Here is a 17,341-nt window from a genome sequence, read left to right as displayed (position 1 = left end):
CCGGTCGGGTGGATCCGGGTCAGCGCGCCGCGGCGATCCGGTCCAGCCACTCCGCGAGCAGCGACCGCTCGCCCGCGCTGAGGCGGTCCGCGTCGGCCACGTGGGCGCGCAGCGCGACGGCGCGCTCGACGAGGCCGGGCTCGTGCCGGATGCGGCCGCGCGCCGGGGGCGTGAGGATCCGCTCCTGCACCGCCTCCCAGATGGCATCGACGAGCGCACGGTCGCGCTGTGCGGCCGGACGGCGGATCGTCGAGAGGAGCGCGCCCGTGGCGGCCGCGTGGATCAGCTCGACCGCGAGCGGCTCGGCGACGCGCAGGCGCCCGGCGAGCGCGACGCGGTGCACGCGCTCCTCGAGCAGCGCGACGCCGGCGCGCACGGCGGGCGAGCCCTCCCCGCGGGCGGGGTCGCTCATGAGTGCGTACAGCTCGGGGTTGTCGAGCGCGAAGGCGATGGTCGCGTCCCAGCCCGCCCGGAGGTCGTCCACCGCGTCCACGGCGCCCTCGGCGGCGGCGCGGATCACGACGGCCTTGGTCGCGGCGAATCGCGTCATCTCCGTCTCGGCGACGGCATCGAGGAGGCCGTCCTTGTCACCGAAGAGGCGGTAGATCGTGGGCGCCTGCACGCCGGCGGCCTCGGCGACGGCGCGTGTCGTGACGGCGACGCGGCCCCCGGTGCGGAGCAGCTCCGCGGCCACGTCGACGAGGCGGTCACGGGTCCCGGCGCGCGGGTCGGCCGGGGCGGAGGTCTCGACGGTCATGGATCGACGATAACGGACACGTGTTATCGAACTGCTTCCCGTGCTACCGTGCATTTGTTATCAGCGATATCACGAGAGGCAGATCAATGATCACCATCACCGGAGCCACCGGCGCGCTCAACGGCGCCACCGCCGAGCACCTGCTCGAGCGGATCCCCGCCACGGAGCTCGTCGTCGTCACCCGCGATCCCGAGAGCGCACGACCGTTCGCCGACCGCGGCGTCGAGGTCCGCCGCGGCGACTACGCCGACGCCGCCTCGCTGCCCGCGGCCTTCGGGGGCGCCGACCAGCTCCTGCTCGTCTCCTCCAGCGACCCGCACGCCGACGCCGTGGCGCTGCACCGCGCGGCGATCGAGGCCGCGGTCGAGGCGGGCGTCGGCCGGATCCTCTACACGAGCCACCAGGGCGCCGTCGACGACTCGCCCTTCGGCCCCGCCCGGGACCACATCGCGACCGAGCGGATCCTCGCGGAATCCGGCGTCCCGTGGACCGCGCTCCGCAACGGCTTCTACCTGCACAGCGTCGACCTGCTGCTCGGGGCGTGGCGCGAGACCGGGGTGATCCGCGTGCCCGCCGACGGCCCGGTCTCCTGGACCTCGCGTGCCGACGCCGCCGAGGGTGCCGCGCGGATCCTGCTCGCGGACGCCCCGATCGACGGCCCCGTGACCCTCACCGCGGGCGAGGCGCCCACCATGGCCGAGGTCGCCGAGCAGGCGTCGGAGGTGCTCGGCCGCGAGGTGCGCCTCGAGCTCGTGGACCCCGAGGACTGGATCGCCGGGCTCGTCCAGGCGGGCACGCCCGAGACCGTCGCGCGCTTCCTGATCACCCTGCCGCTGGCGGCGGCCGGCGGCTTCTTCGCGGGCACGGATCCGCTGCTCGCCGAGCTCCTGGGCCGCGAGCCGGAGACCGTGCGCGACCACCTGGCGCGCGCCTGACCCGCGGGTGCCGCCAACGACGGAGCCCCGGCCGCCGCGTCTCGAGGACGCGGCGGCCGGGGCTCCGTCGTGAGGGGGATCAGCTGGTGGCGAGCACCCGCTCGGCCACTCCGACGCGGTCGACCGACGTGCCGACGTACCGCTCGTCCGCGATCGTGACGTGGTGCGCGGATCCGGTGACCGCGATCGCCGCCTCCGTCTCCTTCACGGCGCTCGACGGACCGACCCAGAGCTCCACCGCGCCCGGCTCGACCACGCGGCGGTACCGCAGGTCGGTGAGGGCGAGGCGGGTGGTGGGCACCTGGAACGTGACGCGCGCGGACTCGCCGGCCGCCAGATCCAGCCGCAGGTAGCCGAGCAGCTGCGCGACGGGCCGCGTGACGCTGCCCTGCACGTCGCGCGCGTAGAGCTGCACGACGTCGGTGCCGTCGCGGTCGCCCGTGTTGCGGACCTCGACGGTCGCGATGAACGCCTCCCCCGACGCCACCTCGGCCGACGCCACGGAGAGGTCGCTGCGCGCGAACGTCGTGTACGACAGGCCGTGCCCGAACGGGAGGACGGGCGTGGGATCCGCGCTCGTCACCTCGCTCGGCCCCCCGAGGATCGGGTGCAGGTACGAGAACGGCTGCGCGCCCGCGGAGCGCGGGAGCGACACCGGCAGGCGGCCCGACGGCGACACCCGGCCGGAGAGGACGCCCGCGATCGCGGATCCGCCCTCCTCGCCCGGGAAGAACGCCTGCAGCACGGCCGCCGGAGCCGCATCGCCCTCGACCGCCCACGCCACCGCGTACGGCCGGCCGGTGAGCAGCACCACGACCACGGGGGTCCCGGTGGCGCGCACGGCCTCGACCAGCTCGCGCTGCACGCCCGGCAGCTCGAGGCTCTCGACGTCGTTGCCCTCGCCGACCGTGCCGCGGCCGAACAGGCCCGCCCGGTCGCCGACGACCACGACCGCGAGGTCGGATCCGCGTGCCGCCTCGACCGCGGCGCCGAAGCCGGAGCGGTCGTCGCCCTCGACCTCGGCGCCCGCCACGAGCACCACCTCCGCGTCGGGCAGCTCCGCCCGGAGCGCCTCCGCGACCGTCGGGATCGCGAACCCGAGCGGCGTGCCCGGGTGGTGCGCGAGCACGTGGTTCGCGAACGAGTAGCAGCCCATGAGCGCCTCGGCGCTGTCGGCGTTGGGGCCGATGAGCGCGATCCGGGCGGGCGCCGTGCGGCCGTCGCCCGCGAGCGGCAGCGTGCCGTCGTTCGCGAGCAGCACGATCGACTCCTCCGCGAGCCGGCGCGCGACGTCCCGGTGGGCGGGGGTGTCGAGGTCGATCTCGGTGGGCGGATCCTCGAACGTCGCGTCGAGCAGCCCCAGCTCCTCCTTCTCGGCGAGCACGCGGAGCACCGCGCGGTCGACGAGCGACTCGTCGGCGAGCCCGGCGCGGATCCGCTCGGCCAGCGGCGCGAGGTACGCGTCGCCGGTGGGCAGCTCCACGTCGATGCCCGCGGCGAGCGCCAGCTCGGCCGCCTCGCCGCGGTCGCCCGCGACGGCGTGCATCACCTGGAGGAACGCGACCGAGAAGTAGTCGGAGACCACGACGCCGTCGAAGCCCCAGCGGCCGCGGAGCACGTCGGTCAGGTACTCGGGGGTGGCGCCGACGGGCGCGCCGTCGATCTCCGCGTACGAGTTCATGACCGAGCGCACCCCGCCGTCGAGCACCGCCATCTCGAAGGGCGGCAGCAGCACGTCCTCCACGAAGCGCGGGCCCACGTGCGCGGGCGCGTGGTTGCGGCCGGACTGCGAGACCGAGTAGCCGACGAAGTGCTTGAGCGTCGCGTGGATCCCGGCCGACTGCAGCCCGCGGACGTACGCCGTGCCGATGGTGCCGACCACGTACGGGTCCTCGGCGATGCACTCGTCGACGCGGCCCCAGCGGGCGTCGCGGATCACGTCGAGCACGGGCGCGAGGCCCTGGTGCACGCCGAGCTCCCGCATGGATCCGCCGATGAGCGCGGCCATCTCCTCCACGAGACCCGGGTCGAAGGACGCGCCCCACGCAAGCGGCGTGGGGAAGGTCGCGGCCTGCCACGCGGCGAGCCCGGTGAGGCACTCCTCGTGCACGAGCGCCGGGATCCCGAGCCGCGTCTCCTTCTGGAGCCGCCGCTGCTCGGCCCACAGCCAGGACGCGCGCTCGACGGGATCCACCGGGCGCGTACCGTACACGCGGGTGAGGTGCCCGAGGCCGTGCTCGGTCGCCTCCTCGTAGCGGCCGGTCGTGGCCATCTCGCCCTGCATGGGCGCGACGACCTCGCCGCCCTGGTCGACCCAGTAGCCGACGATCTGCGCGAGCTTCTCCTCGAGGCTCATGCGCGCGTGCAGCTCGCGCACGCGCTCCGAGACCTCGGGGAGCGCGACGGCGCCGGGCGCCGGGCTCTCCGCGCCGGTCACCCCTTCACCGCGCCCGTGAGGCCGCCGACGATGCGGCGCTCGAAGATCGAGAAGAAGATCAGCGCCGGGATCATCGACAGCGACGTGAACGCGAGCACCTTGGCCGTGTCCACCGAGTACTGCGACGAGAACGACTGCACGCCGAGCGGCAGCGTGTAGATCGACGCGTCGCTCAGGAGGAACAGCGGCAGCAGGTAGCTGTTCCAGCTGCCGATGAACGCGAGGATGCCCACCGTGATGACGCCCGGCATGGACAGCCGCACGACCATGCGGAAGAAGAACCCGATGCGGCTGCACCCGTCGATGAACGCGGCCTCCTGGATCTCGTCCGGGATGGCCCGCAGGAACGGCACCAGGATGATGATCGTCGTCGGGAGCGCGAACGCGATCTGCGGGAGGATGATCCCCGGCAGCGAGTTCGTGAGGCCGAGCGAGCGGATCACGATGTAGAGCGGCGTGATCGCCACGGTGATCGGGAACATGAGCCCCGACGCGAACAGCGCGTAGAGCGCCCCCCGGCCGAAGAACGTGTACCGGGCCAGCACGTAGCTCGCCATGAGGCCGAGCACGACCGCGCCGACCGTGGTCCCGATGGCCGCGATGAGCGAGTTGCCCACCTGCCGCCAGAACATCGAGCCGCCGAGCACGTCGAGGTAGTTCTGGATCTGGAACGGCGACGGGAAGCCCGCCGGATCGGTCGTGATCTGCGCGTTCGTGCGGAACCCGCCCAGGATGATGTACGCCACCGGCGTCAGCATCAGGGCGATGAGCACGACCGCGACGAGGTACGGGATGGGGTTGTTGCCCTGGCCGGGCGTCTTCACCCGCTTGGGCTTCGGCGTCTTCGCCGAGTAGGTGGGATCCAGGTCCGCGTTGCGCGGAGCCGCGGTGACGGCGGTCACTTCTTCTTCCTTCCCGCACCCGTGAGGGCGCCGGCGGTGTCGCGGTTGAGGACGAACCGCTGGTAGATCAGCGCGACGACCAGGGAGATGAGGAACAGCACCACGGCGACGGCGTTGCCGTACCCGTAGTTGCCGGATCCGCGCCCGTTGGCCACGAGGTACGTGGCCATGGTCGAGGTGCCCGCGGTGGCCGAGATGTACTGGCCCCAGATGATGTAGACGAGGTCGAACAGCTGCAGCGAGCCGATGATCGACAGGAACGCCCAGATGCGCAGCGTCGGCGCGAGCAGCGGCAGCGTGATGCGCCGCTGGATCTGCCAGTACGACGCGCCGTCGATGGCGGCCGCCTCGCTGAGCTCCTCGGGGATGCCCTGGAGGCCGGCGAGGAAGAGGATCACCGCGAAGCCGATGTACTTCCACGTGATGATCGTCATGAGCGACCAGATCGCGATGTCGGGGTTGGCGAGCCAGTCCTGCTGGAGGTCGGCCAGGCCGATGTTCGCGAGGAAGCCGTTGAGCGCGCCGGAGCCCTGGAGCATGAGGCTCCAGCCGGTGCCGACGACGACCTCGGAGATCACGTACGGCACGAAGATCAGCACGCGGATGACCGACTGGCCGCGCAGCTTCCGGTTGAGCAGGAGCGCCACGAGGATCGCGACCGGGCCCTGGAGCACGAGCGACAGGATCACGATGACGGCGTTGTGCATCAGCGCCTCGTGGAACGTGGGGTCCTGGAGGATCGTGATGTAGTTCCGGAAGCCCACGAACACCGTGGGCGGGCCGAAGCCCTGCCAGCTGAAGAAGCCGTAGTAGGCCGCCATCACCACGGGGTAGATGACGAAGCCCAGGAAGAAGAGGAGGGCCGGGCCGACGAGGATCAGGACCTCGAGGCGACCGGACCAGCCGAGGCCGCGGCGTCGCGCACGGACCGCCGAGGGCGGCGTCGTCACGACGCCGCCCTCGGGGTGTGCAGGATCAGCCGCGGGACGCTGCTCGTCGAGCGAGCTCTCGCGGATAGCCATGTCGGTGCGCCTAGGCCTTCTTGGCCGCGTCGCCGACGGTCTGGATGAGCTTCTCCGGGCTGCCGTCGCCCGCCATGAGGTCGACCACGCCGACGTTCATCGCGTTGCCGACGTTCAGGCCGTAGACCGTGTCGAGCCACTGGGAGACGTAGGGCGCGTCGTTGTACGCCGCGATGATCTCCTTCAGGTACGGCTCGGTGACCGCGGTCTGCGCCTCGGTGTTCACGGGCGGGGCGTTGAAGGCCGCGTAGTACTCCTTCTGCACGTCGGCGGTGCCGATGTAGTTGAGGAAGTCGACGCACGCCTTCGGGGCCTGCGCGGAGCAGGAGTACCCGTCGATGCCGCCCATGATGGAGCCGGGCTCACCCGCGCCGCCGGAGATCTCCGGGAAGGGGAACCAGGACAGGTCGGCCAGCGGCTTCGTGTCCGGGGTCAGACCCGCGATGACTCCCGGGTCCCAAGCGCCCATGAGCTCCATGGCCGCCTTCTTGTTGGCGATGAGGCCGGCCGAGGAGCCGGCGCCCTGCTGCGCCGCGGTGGTGAGGAAGCCGTCGTTGAAGGGGTTCGTGCCCACGAGGTCCTCGACGTCCTGGCCCGCCTTGATCCAGCAGTCGTCGCTGAAGTCCTTGTCCGCGGCGGCCTTCTCGAGCGTGGCGGAGCTGCACTCGCGGAGCGCGAAGTTGAAGTACCAGTGCGCGGCGGGCCACGCGTCCTTCGCGCCGAGCGCGATGGGGGCGACGCCCGTGGCCTTGAGCTTCTCGACGTCCGCGTCCAGCTCGTCCATCGTCTTCGGCGTCTCCGTGATGCCGGCCGCCGTGAAGAGGTCCTGGCTGTAGAAGATGCCGCTGGGGAGGACGGCGACGGGCATGGCGTACGCCTTGCCGTCGATCGAGTTCGCGTCGAACGCGCTCTGCGCGATCTGGCCCTTCACGTCGGCGGAGATGCCGTCCGTGATGTCCATGACCTGTCCCGCCGCGACCGTGGCGGCGAGCTTGCCGCCGCCGCGCTGCAGGAAGATGTCGGGCGCGTCGCCCGAGTTGAGCGCGGTCTGGAGCTTGCCGTCGAGGTCCTCGTTCTGGACCGACGTGGGCGTGACCGTCACGCCGGGGTGGGACGCGTTGAAGTCGGCCGTGGTCTTGTCCCAGAACGCCTTGCCCGGGCCGGTGGTGGAGTTGTGCCACAGCGTCATCTCGACGGGACCGCCGTCGTCGCCGTTGCCGGAACCGCTGCCGCTGCAGCCGGTGAGGGCGAGGGCCCCCACGAGCAGGGCCGCGGATCCCGTGAGGATCTTCCGTGCCTTCATGTCGTTCTACCTGTCTCTTCATTGAGCGCACCCTGGCGGGTGTCGGGGGGGGGGGACGTGCACGAGCCGCGTGCCTGGTGCTGTGGGGGTGCGACTCGGTCCGGGCCCTCTGTCGCGTCGTCGCGTCGTCGCTTCGTCGTGACGGGGGCCGGTCGGGCCAGTCTCGGTTGCGCTCCGATCTTCGTCAAACGTTTTCGAAATCCTTTTCTCCGGGCGTAGGGTCCAGTCCATGTCCCGCCGCGCCACCATCCACGACGTCGCCGCTGCCGCAGGCGTCTCGGTGTCCACCGTGTCCAAGGCGGTGAACGGGCGCTACGGGATCTCGGCCGAGACGTCGCGCCGCGTGATGGAGGTCGTCGAGCGCCTCGGCTACGAGTCGAGCCTCGTCGCGAGCAGCATGCGGTCCCACCGCACCGGCGTGATCGGCGTGCTGGTGGCGGGGTTCGAGCCGTTCAGCGCCGAGATCCTGAAGGGCGTGGGCGCGGCGCTCCGGAGCTCGCGCTACGACCTCCTGGCCTACAGCGGCTCCCGGCAGGTGGACAACACGGGCTGGGAGCGCCGGTCGCTCAGCCGGCTGAGCGGCACCCTCATCGACGGCGCGATCATGGTGACGCCCACGGTCGTGACGGCGCAGACCGACATCCCCGTCGTCTCCATCGACCCGCACACCGGGCCCGCCGACCTGCCGAGCGTCGAGTCCGACAGCCTCGGCGGCGCGCTCCAGGCGACGCGGCACCTGCTCGAGCTCGGGCACCGGCGGATCGGGTTCCTGGCTGGCCGCCCGGACCTCCGCTCCGCGAGCCTGCGCGAAGCCGGCTACCGCCGCGCGCTGCAGGACGCCGGCATCGCGTTCGACCCGGCGCTCGTGCGCGCGGGCCTGTTCCTCACCGCGGCCGCGCGGGAGCCGGCGCGCGCCCTGCTCTCGATGCCGGACCGGCCGACCGCGATCTTCGCCGCCAACGACCTGTCGGGCATCGCGATCCTGCAGGTGGCGGCCGAGCTCGGGATCCGCGTGCCCGAGGACCTCTCCGTCATCGGCTTCGACGACATCCCCGAGGCGTCGCAGATGACGCCGGCGCTCACCACGATCCGCCAGCCGATGCAGCGCCTCGGCACGACCGCGGTCGATCTCCTCATGTCGCTCATGGGCGGCACCGGTCCCGAGGCGATGCACGTGCAGCTGCCGACGCGGCTCGTGCGCCGTGCGACCACGGGTCCGCCGCCGGCGCGCAGCCGCTGACCGGCCCGGCGCCTGACAGGCTGGGCGGATGGATCACGACGACTGGGACGTCCGGGTCGCCGCCTTCTGGGCGAGCGCCGACGACGAGCGGGCGGAGGAGACCGTCGCCGGGATGCGCGCGCTGGTCGCCGAGCGTCCGGCCGACGATCCGCGGGCGCTCTACGAGCTGGCCAGCGCGCACGACTTCGTGGGCCGCGAGGCCGAGGCCGTGCCGCTGTACCGCGCGGCCATCGACGGCGGACTGGATCCGGAGCACGGGCCGCTCGCGGTGATCCAGCTGGCGAGCTCCCTGCGGAACGTGGGCGAGGCCGCCGAGGCGGTCGCGCTGCTCGAGGCGATGCCCGACGACGCGCACGCACCCGGCCGCGACGCGTTCCTGGCGCTCGCGCTGCACGACGCGGGTCGTCCGACCGAGGCGCTGGCCGTGGCGCTGCGCCGGCTCGCGCCGACGCTGCCGGAGTACCGCCGTGCCGTCGCGGCGTACGCGGAGGATCTGACGGCGCGCGGCGGGACGGATCCGGCGGCGGGCTAGGAGCCGGGCGTCACGCGCGCCTGGTCGATCGGAGTCGCGCCGGATCCGGCATCCGGCCCAGCATCCGCGTCCCCCGCATCCGCCTCCGCCTTCTTCTCCCGGGCGATCCGGATCGCGGCACGGCCCGACGGGAGCGAGATGGCGACCGTGATCACGACGACCGTGATGATCCCCGCCGCGACCAGCAGCGTCTGCACGCTGAACACGTCGGCGAGCGGACCGAACGCGACCGCGCCGATCGGGGTCGCGAGGGCCATGACGATCCCGACGTAGCTGAAGACGCGGCCGTGCATCTCGGGCGCGACGGTCTCCTGCACGAGCGTCATGAACGGCGCCGAGAACAGCGGCACGAACAGGCCGATCGCGAACATGAAGCCGTAGAACACCCAGAGGTTGGGGCTGAGGCCCAGGCCCGCGGTGAAGACCGCGAAGCCGAAGCAGCTGACGAGGATCAGCGTCATGCGGTCGGACTTCGCGAACAGCGTCGACACGAGCGCGCCGCCGCCCAGCATGCCGACGCTGAAGGCGATCTCCAGCACCGTCACCATCCACACCTCGGTGCCGTAGGTGCGGGCCACGAGCAGCGGCGTGATGAACGACGGCGCGACCGTGAGCAGGAAGATGATCGCGAAGACCACCAGCAGCCAGCGGACGACCGGGTTGCCGCCGATGTAGCGGATCCCCTCGACGAGGTCCTCGCGGTACGTCGACGTCTTGTCGGCGATGGACGCGAGCGTCGGCACGGCCACCGAGAGCAGGAACGCGATGCCGATCGCGGCCGTGATCGCGTCGACGAAGAAGAGGGGCACGAGGCCGTAGGCGGCGAAGATCGCGCCCGCGGCGGCCGGCGCGAGCAGGGCCATCGCCGACTGGATGGTGCCGAAGATCCCGTTGATCCGCAGCAGCTGCTCGGGCGGCACGATCTGCGGGATCATCGCCTGCACCGCGGGCGTCTGGAACCCGGCGCCGACGGAGCGCACGGCCACCGCGAGCAGGATGATCCAGAGGTCGGTGACGCCGTTCATCATGAGCAGGGCGAGGGCGAGCGTGACGATCGCGATGGTGCTGTCGGACGCGATGACGAGCACGCGGCGGTTCATGCGGTCGGCGAGGGTGCCGCCGAAGATCGAGACGATGCCCTGCGGCAGGAACGCGCAGACCGCGTAGAGCGCGACCGCGAGGCCCGAGCGGGTCTCGAAGGTGACGTACCACATGACCGCGTACTGGACGAGCATCGAGCCGAACAGCGAGACCGTCTGGCCGCTGAGGAAGAGGGTCGCGTTGCGCTTCCAGCGGGCGGCGACGACGGCCGCGTCGGCGTCGCTCATCGCGGGCACGTCGGCCTGCGCTGCCGGGTCGCTCATCGGATCCTCGCCGCTCGCTTTTCCTCAGGTGTGGGACGCCAGGTTACGGGGCGGCGCGGGCGGCGCGCCAGGGTTGGGACGGTCGGGTCAGAGGTCCCGGCTCGCCAGCACCACGTCGGAGTCGGAGGGCGTGATCTGCACCGTGCGGATCCGATCCATCGGGAGGCTCGAGGTGGCGGCGAGCAGCCGCGACTCCGCCTGGCCCGCGCCCCAGGTGGCGACGACCGTGCGCGTGCCGTCGTCCTCGATCGCGACGAGGTCGTAGGCGCCCTGGCCGACGCCGCCGCCCGCGTACTCGCAGCTCCAGTCGAAGCGCGTGCCCCACGGCTGCGAGGTGAGGGCGAGCTTCGCGGTGACGCCCTCGTCGAGATCGGAGCGCATGCTCACGGCGTCGGCGGGCAGGCCCTCGGACAGGTCCCCGGCGGCCGAGGAAGAGGCCGGGGACGGATCCGCGACGGGCCCGCTCACGCCGGCGCGGAGCGCGGAGCCGAGGCCCGCGCCGCCGACGAGGAGCACGACGGCGGCGGCCGCGAGGATCCACCCGCCGGTGCGACGAGACAGCGGCCGGCGCGCGGCACCCGAGAGGGGACGCCGGCCCCGGCGCGGCACCCGGTGGCCGGGCGCGTCCTGCGCCGGCGCGACCGGCTGCGGCACGGCGGGGGCCTCGGGCTCGTCCATCAGCGCGATCGCCTCCTCGACGGGCAGCATCCGCAGCACGCCGGGCAGGCCGGAGAGCTCGGCGAGGGAGCGCATGCACGCGTCGCAGCCCTCGAGGTGGGACTCGAAGAGCGCACGGTCGGTGGCGCTCAGGCTGCCGAGCACGTACGCGGCATCCCACTCGTGGATGTCGTCGGCGCGGTCGTTCATCGGGTGACTCCTCGTTCCTGCAGGGCGAGCCGGAGCGCCTTGAGCGCGTAGTGGAGGCGGGACTTGATGGTGCCGGGCGGGACGCCCTCGCGTTCCGCGGTCTCCACGACCGTGCGGCCCAGGTGGTAGCAGCTGACGACCGCACGGCGGTGCTCGGCGGAGAGCGAGGCGAGCGCCTCGGCCACGAGCAGGCGGTCGATGATGGCGTCGGAGGCGTCGGCGACGGGATCCTCGGGCAGCGTGTCCGTCGGCGTCTCGCGGCCGCGCCAGGCGCTGCGCCTGTCATCGATCACGAGGTTGCGCACGACGGTGAAGAGCCAGCGTCGGGCGGACTCGTCGTCCTCCGCGAGGATCGCGGGCGAGCGCCAGGCCCGCAGCAGCGCCTCCTGGACGACGTCCTCGGCGAGCGCCGGATCCCCCGTGAGCCGCAGCGCGTACCGCTGCAGCGCAGGTGCGTGCGCATCGTGCAGCGCCCGCATGCGGGCCGTGCTCTCCGTGGTCATCCGTGCCTCCTCCCTCCACGACGAGATGGACGGCCGGATGGTTCACCGCTCGCGGGAATCATCTCAGGCGGATCCGCGAACCTGGCAGGACCCTGAGCCCGTGAACGATCTCCGCGGCTGGTCCGTCGTCCCTGATGTCGGCGCAGCCTCTCGCGGCGATCAGATGAGCACCATCCGGATCAGGAGACCCCCATGCAGAAGAAGACCAAGATCATCCTCGGCACGAGCGCGGCCGTGGTGGTCGTGCTCGGTGTCAGCGCCGCCGCGTTCGGCCCCGCCTTCTACCGTGACGTGATCGTCGGCGCCCCCGCGGCCGCCCCGTCCGTCTCGGCCGCCCCCGCCGACTCCACGCTCGACACGAGCGACCTGTCCGGCGAGTGGCAGATCGGCACCGGCAGCACCGCCGGGTACCGCGTCGCCGAGGTGCTCAACGGCACCGACGTGACCGTCGTCGGCAAGACCGAGGACGTGACCGGATCCATCACTGTCGACGGATCCACCCTCTCGGCCGCCACCGTGAAGGTCGACGTCGCGAGCATCGCCACCGACGCGGCCCCCCGCGACGAGTACTTCCGCGGCACCGCCATGGAGGTCTCCAAGTACCCGGACGCGACCTTCACGCTGACCCAGCCCGTCGACGCGGCCGTGCCCGCCGACGGTCAGGTCGCGACGGTCCAGGCGACCGGCGAGCTGACCATGCACGGCGTGACGCAGACCGTCACCGTGCCGCTGCAGGCCGCGCTCTCGGGCGACGGCGTGCAGGTGAGCGGATCCATCCCCGTCACCTTCTCGGACTACGGCGTCCAGGCCCCGAGCCTCGGCTTCGTCAGCGTCGAGAACCAGGGCACGGTCGAGTTCCTGGTGAAGGCCACGCCGACGAAGTAGCCGTCGGCACGGCCCTCGGGGCCGCACGGCCGAGGGGAGGGGGAGCGCATCCGGGTCGCTCCCCCTCCCCTTCGTCGTGCCCGGGTCAGTGCGCGTGCAGCACGGCCCAGGCGATGAGGCCGTCGATGCGCCGGATGTCCGCGCCCTTGCCGAGCTTCACCTTGATGTGGCCGGCCCGCGTCCAGAGCTCCAGCTCCGCGTTGAGGTCGAAGGTGCCGGCGTTCTCGGTCGACCACATGTTGATCGCGCTGTAGGGAAGCGAGTACAGCTCCACCTTCTTGCCCGTGATGCCCTGGGCGTCGCGCACGATGAGGCGCTTCGTCGTGAAGGTGGCCGAGTCGCGGAACGTGCGGAACGACGCGACGGCCTGCTCCCCCTCCACGAGCAGCTCATGCACGTCGGCGGGGACGGGGATCTCGGCGGCGAGGGTCCAGGTCAGGAGAGGTGCGGTGGCGTCCATCCTTCGAGCATCCCAGGCAAGGAGCGGTCGCGCAGGCCCCCGTCAGGGCGGCTCACGCGACCGGTCGCTATCTACTCGTCGTCCATGTCGGCGGCGAAGCGGCGGAAGTCGCCGCGCTCCTCGTGCATGGACCAGAGCGTGTCCGCGAGGGCCTGCGGGTCCTTCGTCGGGTGGCCCGGCGTGATGGCGCCGGGGATGATCAGCTGGCCCACGTGGATCCCGTCGCCCGCCAGCGCCTCGTGGATCATCTGCCCGTAGGCGCTCTCGCCCGCGAAGGCGATGGAGGTGCCGGCGTACTTCGGCAGCGGCTGCACGGCGGTGCCGCCGTTGATGAACAGGACGGTCCCGCGTCCGAGCACGCGCATGCCCTGCAGCACCTGGTGCACCGCGGCGACGGGCGCCTGGATGGAGAACTCGAACGCGCCGACGAGGTCGCCGGGCGTGGTCTCGAGCACCGGGCGCAGGAACTCCTTCTGCGGCAGAGGGCTGTACTGGAGCACCTCGACCGGCCCGAGCTCCTGCGCAGCCCGGTCGAGCGCGGCGGCGAGCGCCACGTGGTCGCGGACGTTCGCGACGTACCCGCGGGCGGTGATCCCCTCGTCGGCGAGCGTGCGCGCGAGCTCGTCGACGCGCTCCTGGCTGCGCGAGATGAGCGCGACGGCGAATCCCTCGGCTCCGAAGCGGCGGGCGACGGCGGCGCCGAGTCCGGCACCGGCCCCCACGATGGCGATGGTGGTCATGGTTCTCCTCCTGCGGATCGGACGGATGGCAGGGCCGGGCGTCGGGTGCGCGCTCGGCCCGTGCCTCCGACGCTAGGCCGGGTCAGGCCGCGGCGTCCGGGTCGCAGGATCTCTCCGCCGACGAGCGGACAGCCCCTCGCGCAGCAGGCGCGCGAACGGCAGGCGCTCCTCGGGCGACGCGAAGCCGGGCAGCGGCGCGGATCCGTACAGGTCGTCACCCTCCGCACGCGGGAAGACGTGGACGTGCAGGTGCCACACGTCCTGTCCGCCCGCGGACTCGTTGTGCTGCCGGATCGAGATGCCCGCGCAGCCGTACGCCGCGCGCATCGCGACGGCGACCTCCTGCACGAGGTCCATCACGGCATGGAGGTCGGTGGGCGTCACGGAGTAGAGGTCGCGGACGTGGATCCGCGGGATCACCAGGGCGTGCCCGCGGTTGCGCGGCCACCAGCGCGGCGCGATGACGGCGACCGCGCGATCGCGCTCGGCGACGACGTCCTGCGGCAGGGGCGCGACCAACGGCTCGTCGCGGAGCAGCGCGCAGAACGGGCAGGGCGCCTCCTCGCTCACCGTCCCGCTCCCGTCGACGACGACGCCTCGAGTAGCGCGCGCGCCGCATCGCGCGCGACCGCCATAGGGTGCGCGAAGGTGCCCATGCCGAGCGTCACGAGGCCGCCCTCGTAGACGAGCATCAGCGTGCGGGCGGCGGTCGCCGCATCCGGTATGGCGGCCTCGCGGCACAGGTCCCGCAGCAGCTCGTGCAGCCACGCCTTCTGCCGCATGACCTCGGGCAGCACGTCGTGGCCGTCGTCCTCGTCGCCCAGGTCGCCAGCGCCCAGCTCCGCGCGCGCGTTGATCGCGCTGCAGCCCTTGGGCGTATTGACGTCGGCCCACGTGACGGCCGCGTCGAACACCGCGAGCACACGCTCGATCCCGGGCTCCGGCGTGCGGGCGAGCCGCGCCGCGAGGTGCTCGCGCCACCGGGCGTCGCGGTGCTGCAGGTACGCGACCACCAGCCGCTCCTTGGAGCCGAAGCGGTCGTAGATCGTCTTCTTCGTGACGCCGGCGGCCGCGGCGATCGCGTCGACGCCGACCACGTGGATCCCCCGCGCGTAGAAGAGGTCGGACGCCGCGTCGAGCACGCGGCGGGCTCCGGGCGTGAGCGGGCCGAGGTCGGGGAGGGGGGTCTTCACACACCGACTATACCGGTCTGTATAGTCGGGCCCATGCACAGTAGACAGACCGGTGTACCTCGACCGCTGGTGACCGTCATGGCCGCCGTCGGGTTCGTGCTCGCGTGGAGCTCGGGGTTCCTCATCGCGGCCGTCGGCACGGTCGAGGTGCCCGCGACGACGCTGCTCGCCTGGCGGTTCGCGCCGCTCGCCGTTGTGCTCGTGGGGCTGGTCGTCGCGACCGGCGCGGCCCGCGGGATCGCGCCGCGGATGCTCGGGCGGCAGGCGCTCATCGGTGCGTTCGCGCAGCTCGGTTACTGCGCGTTCGTGTACGCGGCGATCGGCGCGGGCATCGCGACCGGCACGACCGCGCTCATCGACGCGGTGCAGCCGCTCGTGGTCGCGACGCTCGTCGGCCCGCTGCTCGGGCTGCGCGTGCGCGGCGCGCAGTGGGCCGGGCTCGCGCTCGGCGCCGTCGGCGTGGTGCTCGTGGTGCGGTCGCAGGCGGGGGCGGCGGACGCGGATCCGGTCGCCTACCTGCTGCCCGCGGCGGCGATGGCGTGCCTGGTCGCGGGGACGTTCCTCGAGCGCCGGTCGTCCGGCCGGCCGCCGGTGCTCGTGACGCTGACCGTGCACGTCGTCGTGACCTCGGTCGCGCTCGTGGTCGCCGCGGTCGCGACCGGGACGCTGGTGCCGCCGACGGATCCGGCGTTCTGGATCACCACGGTGGTAGCCGCGCTCGTGCCGACCCTCGCCGCCTACGGGCTGTACTGGTGGCTGCTCGAGCGGGTGGGGATCACGGCGCTCAACGCGCTGCTGTTCCTCGTCGCGCCGACGACCGCGGCGGCAGGTGCGCTGCTGCTCGGGGAGCGGATCACGCCGGTGACGCTCGCGGGCTTCGTGCTGTGCGGCGCGGGCGTCGCGGCGGTGCTGGTGACGGAGGCGCGGCGTGCGGGCGCGGTGCGCGACGAGGACAGCTCGTCCGCCGCGGACCACCCCAGTCCGGGTGCGGACCACCGCGAGCCGGCCACCCGGGCCGCGTGACCCCCTAGCGTCGGGGCATGAGCGCTCCGCGGATCACCGTCGCCTGGGCGGGGCTCTGCGCCGCCGCCGTCCTCACGATGAGCGGGTGCGCGACGCCCGGCGGGGCGGACGGGCTCGCGGCGGAGGATCCGCCCGTCGTGCTGCCGACCGCCGATCCCACGCCCACGCCGACGCCCACGCCCGACAGCGCGGCCGGCGGCGGATACGCCGAGTGCGACGACGCCTCCCCCGCGGCGCTCGCAGCCGTGAACGCGAGCATCGCGGCGCACGACGGGCCGTTCCCCGGGTTGCGGCTCGACGGGCTCGAGACCCGGTGGGACGACGAGCAGCAGGTCTGGACCCTCGCCGGGACGATCGGGCCCGTCGGCGACGACCCTGACGGCGGGCCGGTGTCCGACGATCGCGTGGCGCTGTGGGCCACGGATCAGGATCCGACGCGCGAGGACTTCGCGGGCACGCTCTGGTCCGCCGTGAACGGCGCCGACATGGTGTCCGACGCGCCGCAGCTCGGCTCGTTCCCGCAGTTGACGATGGACGGCCCGGTCCCGGCCGGGATGTGGTGCAGCGACCTCTACCCCGCGGCGGCCGGCGGCACCGGCGGCTGACCCACGGCCGGCAGCCCCCGCAGCCAGACGTCGACCTCGCGGGTCGACCGCAGCCGCACGATCCGGAGATGAGGGTGCTCGACGGCCGCGAGCACGACGCGCTTCCGTACCTTGGCGCGCCCCCGCCATCCCCACCGCACGATGTGGTCGGGGTCGGTGAGGACGGTGCGCATGGGCGGCTCGACGTTGCCGTGCCACAGCGGCTCGCGGCGCCAGCGGCGGACGACCGTGCGGCGGATCAGGCGCCCCATCTGCACCGCCACGGGCAGGTCGAGCCAGACGAGGGTGTCGGCGCGCGACGGCACGAGGTCCCCGAGCTGGGTCGTGTACTGCCACTCGGTGACCCAGGCGTCGCGCGAGGAGAAGGCCTCGACGTCGTCGCGGAAGGTGGGCAGCTCGGTCCACGCGGGACCGTGGAAGAGGGAGTCCATCTCGGTGTGGGGCGTGCCCGTGCGCTCCTGGATCCGCCGCGCCAGCGTGGTCTTGCCGGCTCCCGCCGGCGCGCCGATGAGGATGCGCCGGGCGGGGGGATCCAGGCGCTGGAGAGGTCCGAGCATCCCGCGATCCTAGGGC

At 72.9% G+C, this 17,341-nt stretch carries 19 protein-coding genes; 6 read left to right on the top strand and 13 right to left on the bottom strand.

Annotation, left to right across the window (positions count from 1 at the left end; all coding sequences use genetic code 11):
- Nucleotides 1-19: 19 nt before the first annotated feature.
- Nucleotides 20-757, bottom strand: a complete 738-nt coding sequence (locus NL142_RS01295; protein WP_435080641.1) for a TetR/AcrR family transcriptional regulator — start codon at nt 755-757, stop codon at nt 20-22.
- An 86-nt stretch (nt 758-843) separates the two neighbouring features.
- On the opposite strand from NL142_RS01295, the gene NL142_RS01290 reads away from it, so the two are divergent.
- Nucleotides 844-1,692, top strand: a complete 849-nt coding sequence (locus tag NL142_RS01290; RefSeq protein WP_435080640.1) for an SDR family oxidoreductase — start codon at nt 844-846, stop codon at nt 1,690-1,692.
- 79 nt (nt 1,693-1,771) lie between these two features.
- On the opposite strand, the gene NL142_RS01285 is transcribed toward NL142_RS01290, so the two are convergent.
- From NL142_RS01285 to NL142_RS01270, 4 genes are read right to left on the bottom strand one after another with little or no spacing between them, the layout of a single operon-like run.
- The gene (locus NL142_RS01285; protein ID WP_435080639.1) at nt 1,772-4,129 is read right to left on the bottom strand and encodes a beta-xylosidase/alpha-l-arabinosidase; all 2,358 of its coding nucleotides are present in this window, start codon (nt 4,127-4,129) and stop codon (nt 1,772-1,774) included.
- Entirely contained in the window at nt 4,126-5,031 is a 906-nt protein-coding gene (locus NL142_RS01280) for a carbohydrate ABC transporter permease (RefSeq protein WP_435080638.1), read from the bottom strand. Before NL142_RS01280 ends, NL142_RS01285 begins: the two co-directional genes overlap by 4 nt.
- Nucleotides 5,028-6,053, bottom strand: coding sequence for a carbohydrate ABC transporter permease (locus tag NL142_RS01275; RefSeq protein WP_435080637.1), 1,026 nt, complete (start codon nt 6,051-6,053; stop codon nt 5,028-5,030). Before NL142_RS01275 ends, NL142_RS01280 begins: the two co-directional genes overlap by 4 nt.
- A 10-nt stretch (nt 6,054-6,063) precedes the next feature.
- Nucleotides 6,064-7,356 (bottom strand): extracellular solute-binding protein, encoded by a 1,293-nt coding sequence (locus NL142_RS01270; protein WP_435080636.1) that lies wholly within the window; start codon nt 7,354-7,356, stop codon nt 6,064-6,066.
- Between the two features lie 229 nt (nt 7,357-7,585).
- Between NL142_RS01270 and NL142_RS01265 the strand changes: the two genes are divergently transcribed.
- Both NL142_RS01265 and NL142_RS01260 read left to right on the top strand, forming a co-directional pair.
- Complete coding sequence (locus NL142_RS01265) at nt 7,586-8,596, top strand: LacI family DNA-binding transcriptional regulator (protein WP_435080635.1); 1,011 nt, start codon at nt 7,586-7,588, stop codon at nt 8,594-8,596.
- 28 nt (nt 8,597-8,624) lie between these two features.
- A complete protein-coding gene (locus NL142_RS01260; RefSeq protein ID WP_435080634.1) occupies nt 8,625-9,128 on the top strand; it encodes a tetratricopeptide repeat protein in 504 nt (167 codons plus the stop codon).
- On the opposite strand, the gene NL142_RS01255 is transcribed toward NL142_RS01260, so the two are convergent.
- From NL142_RS01255 to NL142_RS01245, 3 genes are all read right to left on the bottom strand, one after another.
- Nucleotides 9,125-10,492, bottom strand: coding sequence for an MFS transporter (locus NL142_RS01255; RefSeq protein ID WP_435080633.1), 1,368 nt, complete (start codon nt 10,490-10,492; stop codon nt 9,125-9,127). The genes NL142_RS01260 and NL142_RS01255 overlap by 4 nt on opposite strands.
- An 87-nt stretch (nt 10,493-10,579) precedes the next feature.
- Entirely contained in the window at nt 10,580-11,359 is a 780-nt protein-coding gene (locus NL142_RS01250) for an anti-sigma factor family protein (RefSeq protein ID WP_435080632.1), read from the bottom strand.
- A complete protein-coding gene (locus NL142_RS01245; protein ID WP_119382025.1) occupies nt 11,356-11,862 on the bottom strand; it encodes a sigma-70 family RNA polymerase sigma factor in 507 nt (168 codons plus the stop codon). The genes NL142_RS01250 and NL142_RS01245 overlap by 4 nt, the downstream gene beginning before the upstream one ends.
- Nucleotides 11,863-12,054: 192 nt before the next feature.
- On the opposite strand from NL142_RS01245, the gene NL142_RS01240 reads away from it, so the two are divergent.
- On the top strand, nt 12,055-12,747 hold the full coding sequence (locus NL142_RS01240) for a YceI family protein (protein WP_194683719.1): 693 nt from the start codon (nt 12,055-12,057) through the stop codon (nt 12,745-12,747).
- Nucleotides 12,748-12,832: 85 nt separating this feature from the next.
- Here NL142_RS01240 and NL142_RS01235 read toward each other — a convergent pair whose 3' ends face one another.
- The 4 genes from NL142_RS01235 to NL142_RS01220 all read right to left on the bottom strand — a co-directional run bounded on the left by NL142_RS01235 (nt 12,833) and on the right by NL142_RS01220 (nt 15,140).
- Nucleotides 12,833-13,207: a PH domain-containing protein gene (locus NL142_RS01235; protein ID WP_043583103.1), complete on the bottom strand. Its 375-nt coding sequence runs from the start codon at nt 13,205-13,207 to the stop codon at nt 12,833-12,835.
- 71 nt (nt 13,208-13,278) lie between these two features.
- Nucleotides 13,279-13,947 (bottom strand): SDR family NAD(P)-dependent oxidoreductase, encoded by a 669-nt coding sequence (locus NL142_RS01230; protein ID WP_435080631.1) that lies wholly within the window; start codon nt 13,945-13,947, stop codon nt 13,279-13,281.
- A 72-nt stretch (nt 13,948-14,019) separates the two neighbouring features.
- On the bottom strand, nt 14,020-14,517 hold the full coding sequence (locus NL142_RS01225; RefSeq protein ID WP_435080630.1) for an HIT family protein: 498 nt from the start codon (nt 14,515-14,517) through the stop codon (nt 14,020-14,022).
- Complete coding sequence (locus tag NL142_RS01220; RefSeq protein ID WP_435080629.1) at nt 14,514-15,140, bottom strand: TetR/AcrR family transcriptional regulator; 627 nt, start codon at nt 15,138-15,140, stop codon at nt 14,514-14,516. The genes NL142_RS01225 and NL142_RS01220 overlap by 4 nt, the downstream gene beginning before the upstream one ends.
- A 33-nt stretch (nt 15,141-15,173) precedes the next feature.
- Between NL142_RS01220 and NL142_RS01215 the strand changes: the two genes are divergently transcribed.
- Complete coding sequence (locus NL142_RS01215; RefSeq protein ID WP_435080628.1) at nt 15,174-16,163, top strand: DMT family transporter; 990 nt, start codon at nt 15,174-15,176, stop codon at nt 16,161-16,163.
- Between the two features lie 17 nt (nt 16,164-16,180).
- Nucleotides 16,181-16,768: a hypothetical protein gene (locus tag NL142_RS01210; RefSeq protein WP_094114146.1), complete on the top strand. Its 588-nt coding sequence runs from the start codon at nt 16,181-16,183 to the stop codon at nt 16,766-16,768.
- Here NL142_RS01210 and NL142_RS01205 read toward each other — a convergent pair.
- Nucleotides 16,735-17,325, bottom strand: a complete 591-nt coding sequence (locus NL142_RS01205; RefSeq protein ID WP_435080627.1) for a P-loop NTPase family protein — start codon at nt 17,323-17,325, stop codon at nt 16,735-16,737. The two genes, NL142_RS01210 and NL142_RS01205, sit on opposite strands and share 34 nt — an antisense overlap.
- Between the last annotated feature and the right edge of the window lie 16 nt (nt 17,326-17,341).

This window comes from Clavibacter quasicaliforniensis, from assembly GCF_051201715.1.
In the GTDB taxonomy this organism is placed as follows: Bacteria; Actinomycetota; Actinomycetes; order Actinomycetales; family Microbacteriaceae; genus Clavibacter; species Clavibacter seminis.
Note: the sequence above shows the minus strand (reverse complement) of the source record. Positions and strands in the feature narration are given on the sequence as shown.

Excerpts from the sequence above, each read along its gene's own strand:
- NL142_RS01245 (WP_119382025.1), bottom strand. The coding sequence starts at position 11,862 with ATGACCACGGAGAGCACGGCCCGCATGCGGGCGCTGCACGATGCGCAC.
- NL142_RS01265 (WP_435080635.1), top strand. The coding sequence starts at position 7,586 with ATGTCCCGCCGCGCCACCATCCACGACGTCGCCGCTGCCGCAGGCGTC.
- NL142_RS01270 (WP_435080636.1), bottom strand. The coding sequence starts at position 7,356 with ATGAAGGCACGGAAGATCCTCACGGGATCCGCGGCCCTGCTCGTGGGG.
- NL142_RS01240 (WP_194683719.1), top strand. The coding sequence starts at position 12,055 with ATGCAGAAGAAGACCAAGATCATCCTCGGCACGAGCGCGGCCGTGGTG.
- NL142_RS01250 (WP_435080632.1), bottom strand. The coding sequence starts at position 11,359 with ATGAACGACCGCGCCGACGACATCCACGAGTGGGATGCCGCGTACGTG.
- NL142_RS01235 (WP_043583103.1), bottom strand. The coding sequence starts at position 13,207 with ATGGACGCCACCGCACCTCTCCTGACCTGGACCCTCGCCGCCGAGATC.
- NL142_RS01260 (WP_435080634.1), top strand. The coding sequence starts at position 8,625 with ATGGATCACGACGACTGGGACGTCCGGGTCGCCGCCTTCTGGGCGAGC.
- NL142_RS01275 (WP_435080637.1), bottom strand. The coding sequence starts at position 6,053 with ATGGCTATCCGCGAGAGCTCGCTCGACGAGCAGCGTCCCGCGGCTGAT.
- NL142_RS01230 (WP_435080631.1), bottom strand. The coding sequence starts at position 13,947 with ATGACCACCATCGCCATCGTGGGGGCCGGTGCCGGACTCGGCGCCGCC.
- NL142_RS01290 (WP_435080640.1), top strand. The coding sequence starts at position 844 with ATGATCACCATCACCGGAGCCACCGGCGCGCTCAACGGCGCCACCGCC.
- NL142_RS01295 (WP_435080641.1), bottom strand. The coding sequence starts at position 757 with ATGACCGTCGAGACCTCCGCCCCGGCCGACCCGCGCGCCGGGACCCGT.
- NL142_RS01205 (WP_435080627.1), bottom strand. The coding sequence starts at position 17,325 with ATGCTCGGACCTCTCCAGCGCCTGGATCCCCCCGCCCGGCGCATCCTC.
- NL142_RS01210 (WP_094114146.1), top strand. The coding sequence starts at position 16,181 with ATGAGCGCTCCGCGGATCACCGTCGCCTGGGCGGGGCTCTGCGCCGCC.
- NL142_RS01255 (WP_435080633.1), bottom strand. The coding sequence starts at position 10,492 with ATGAGCGACCCGGCAGCGCAGGCCGACGTGCCCGCGATGAGCGACGCC.
- NL142_RS01215 (WP_435080628.1), top strand. The coding sequence starts at position 15,174 with ATGCACAGTAGACAGACCGGTGTACCTCGACCGCTGGTGACCGTCATG.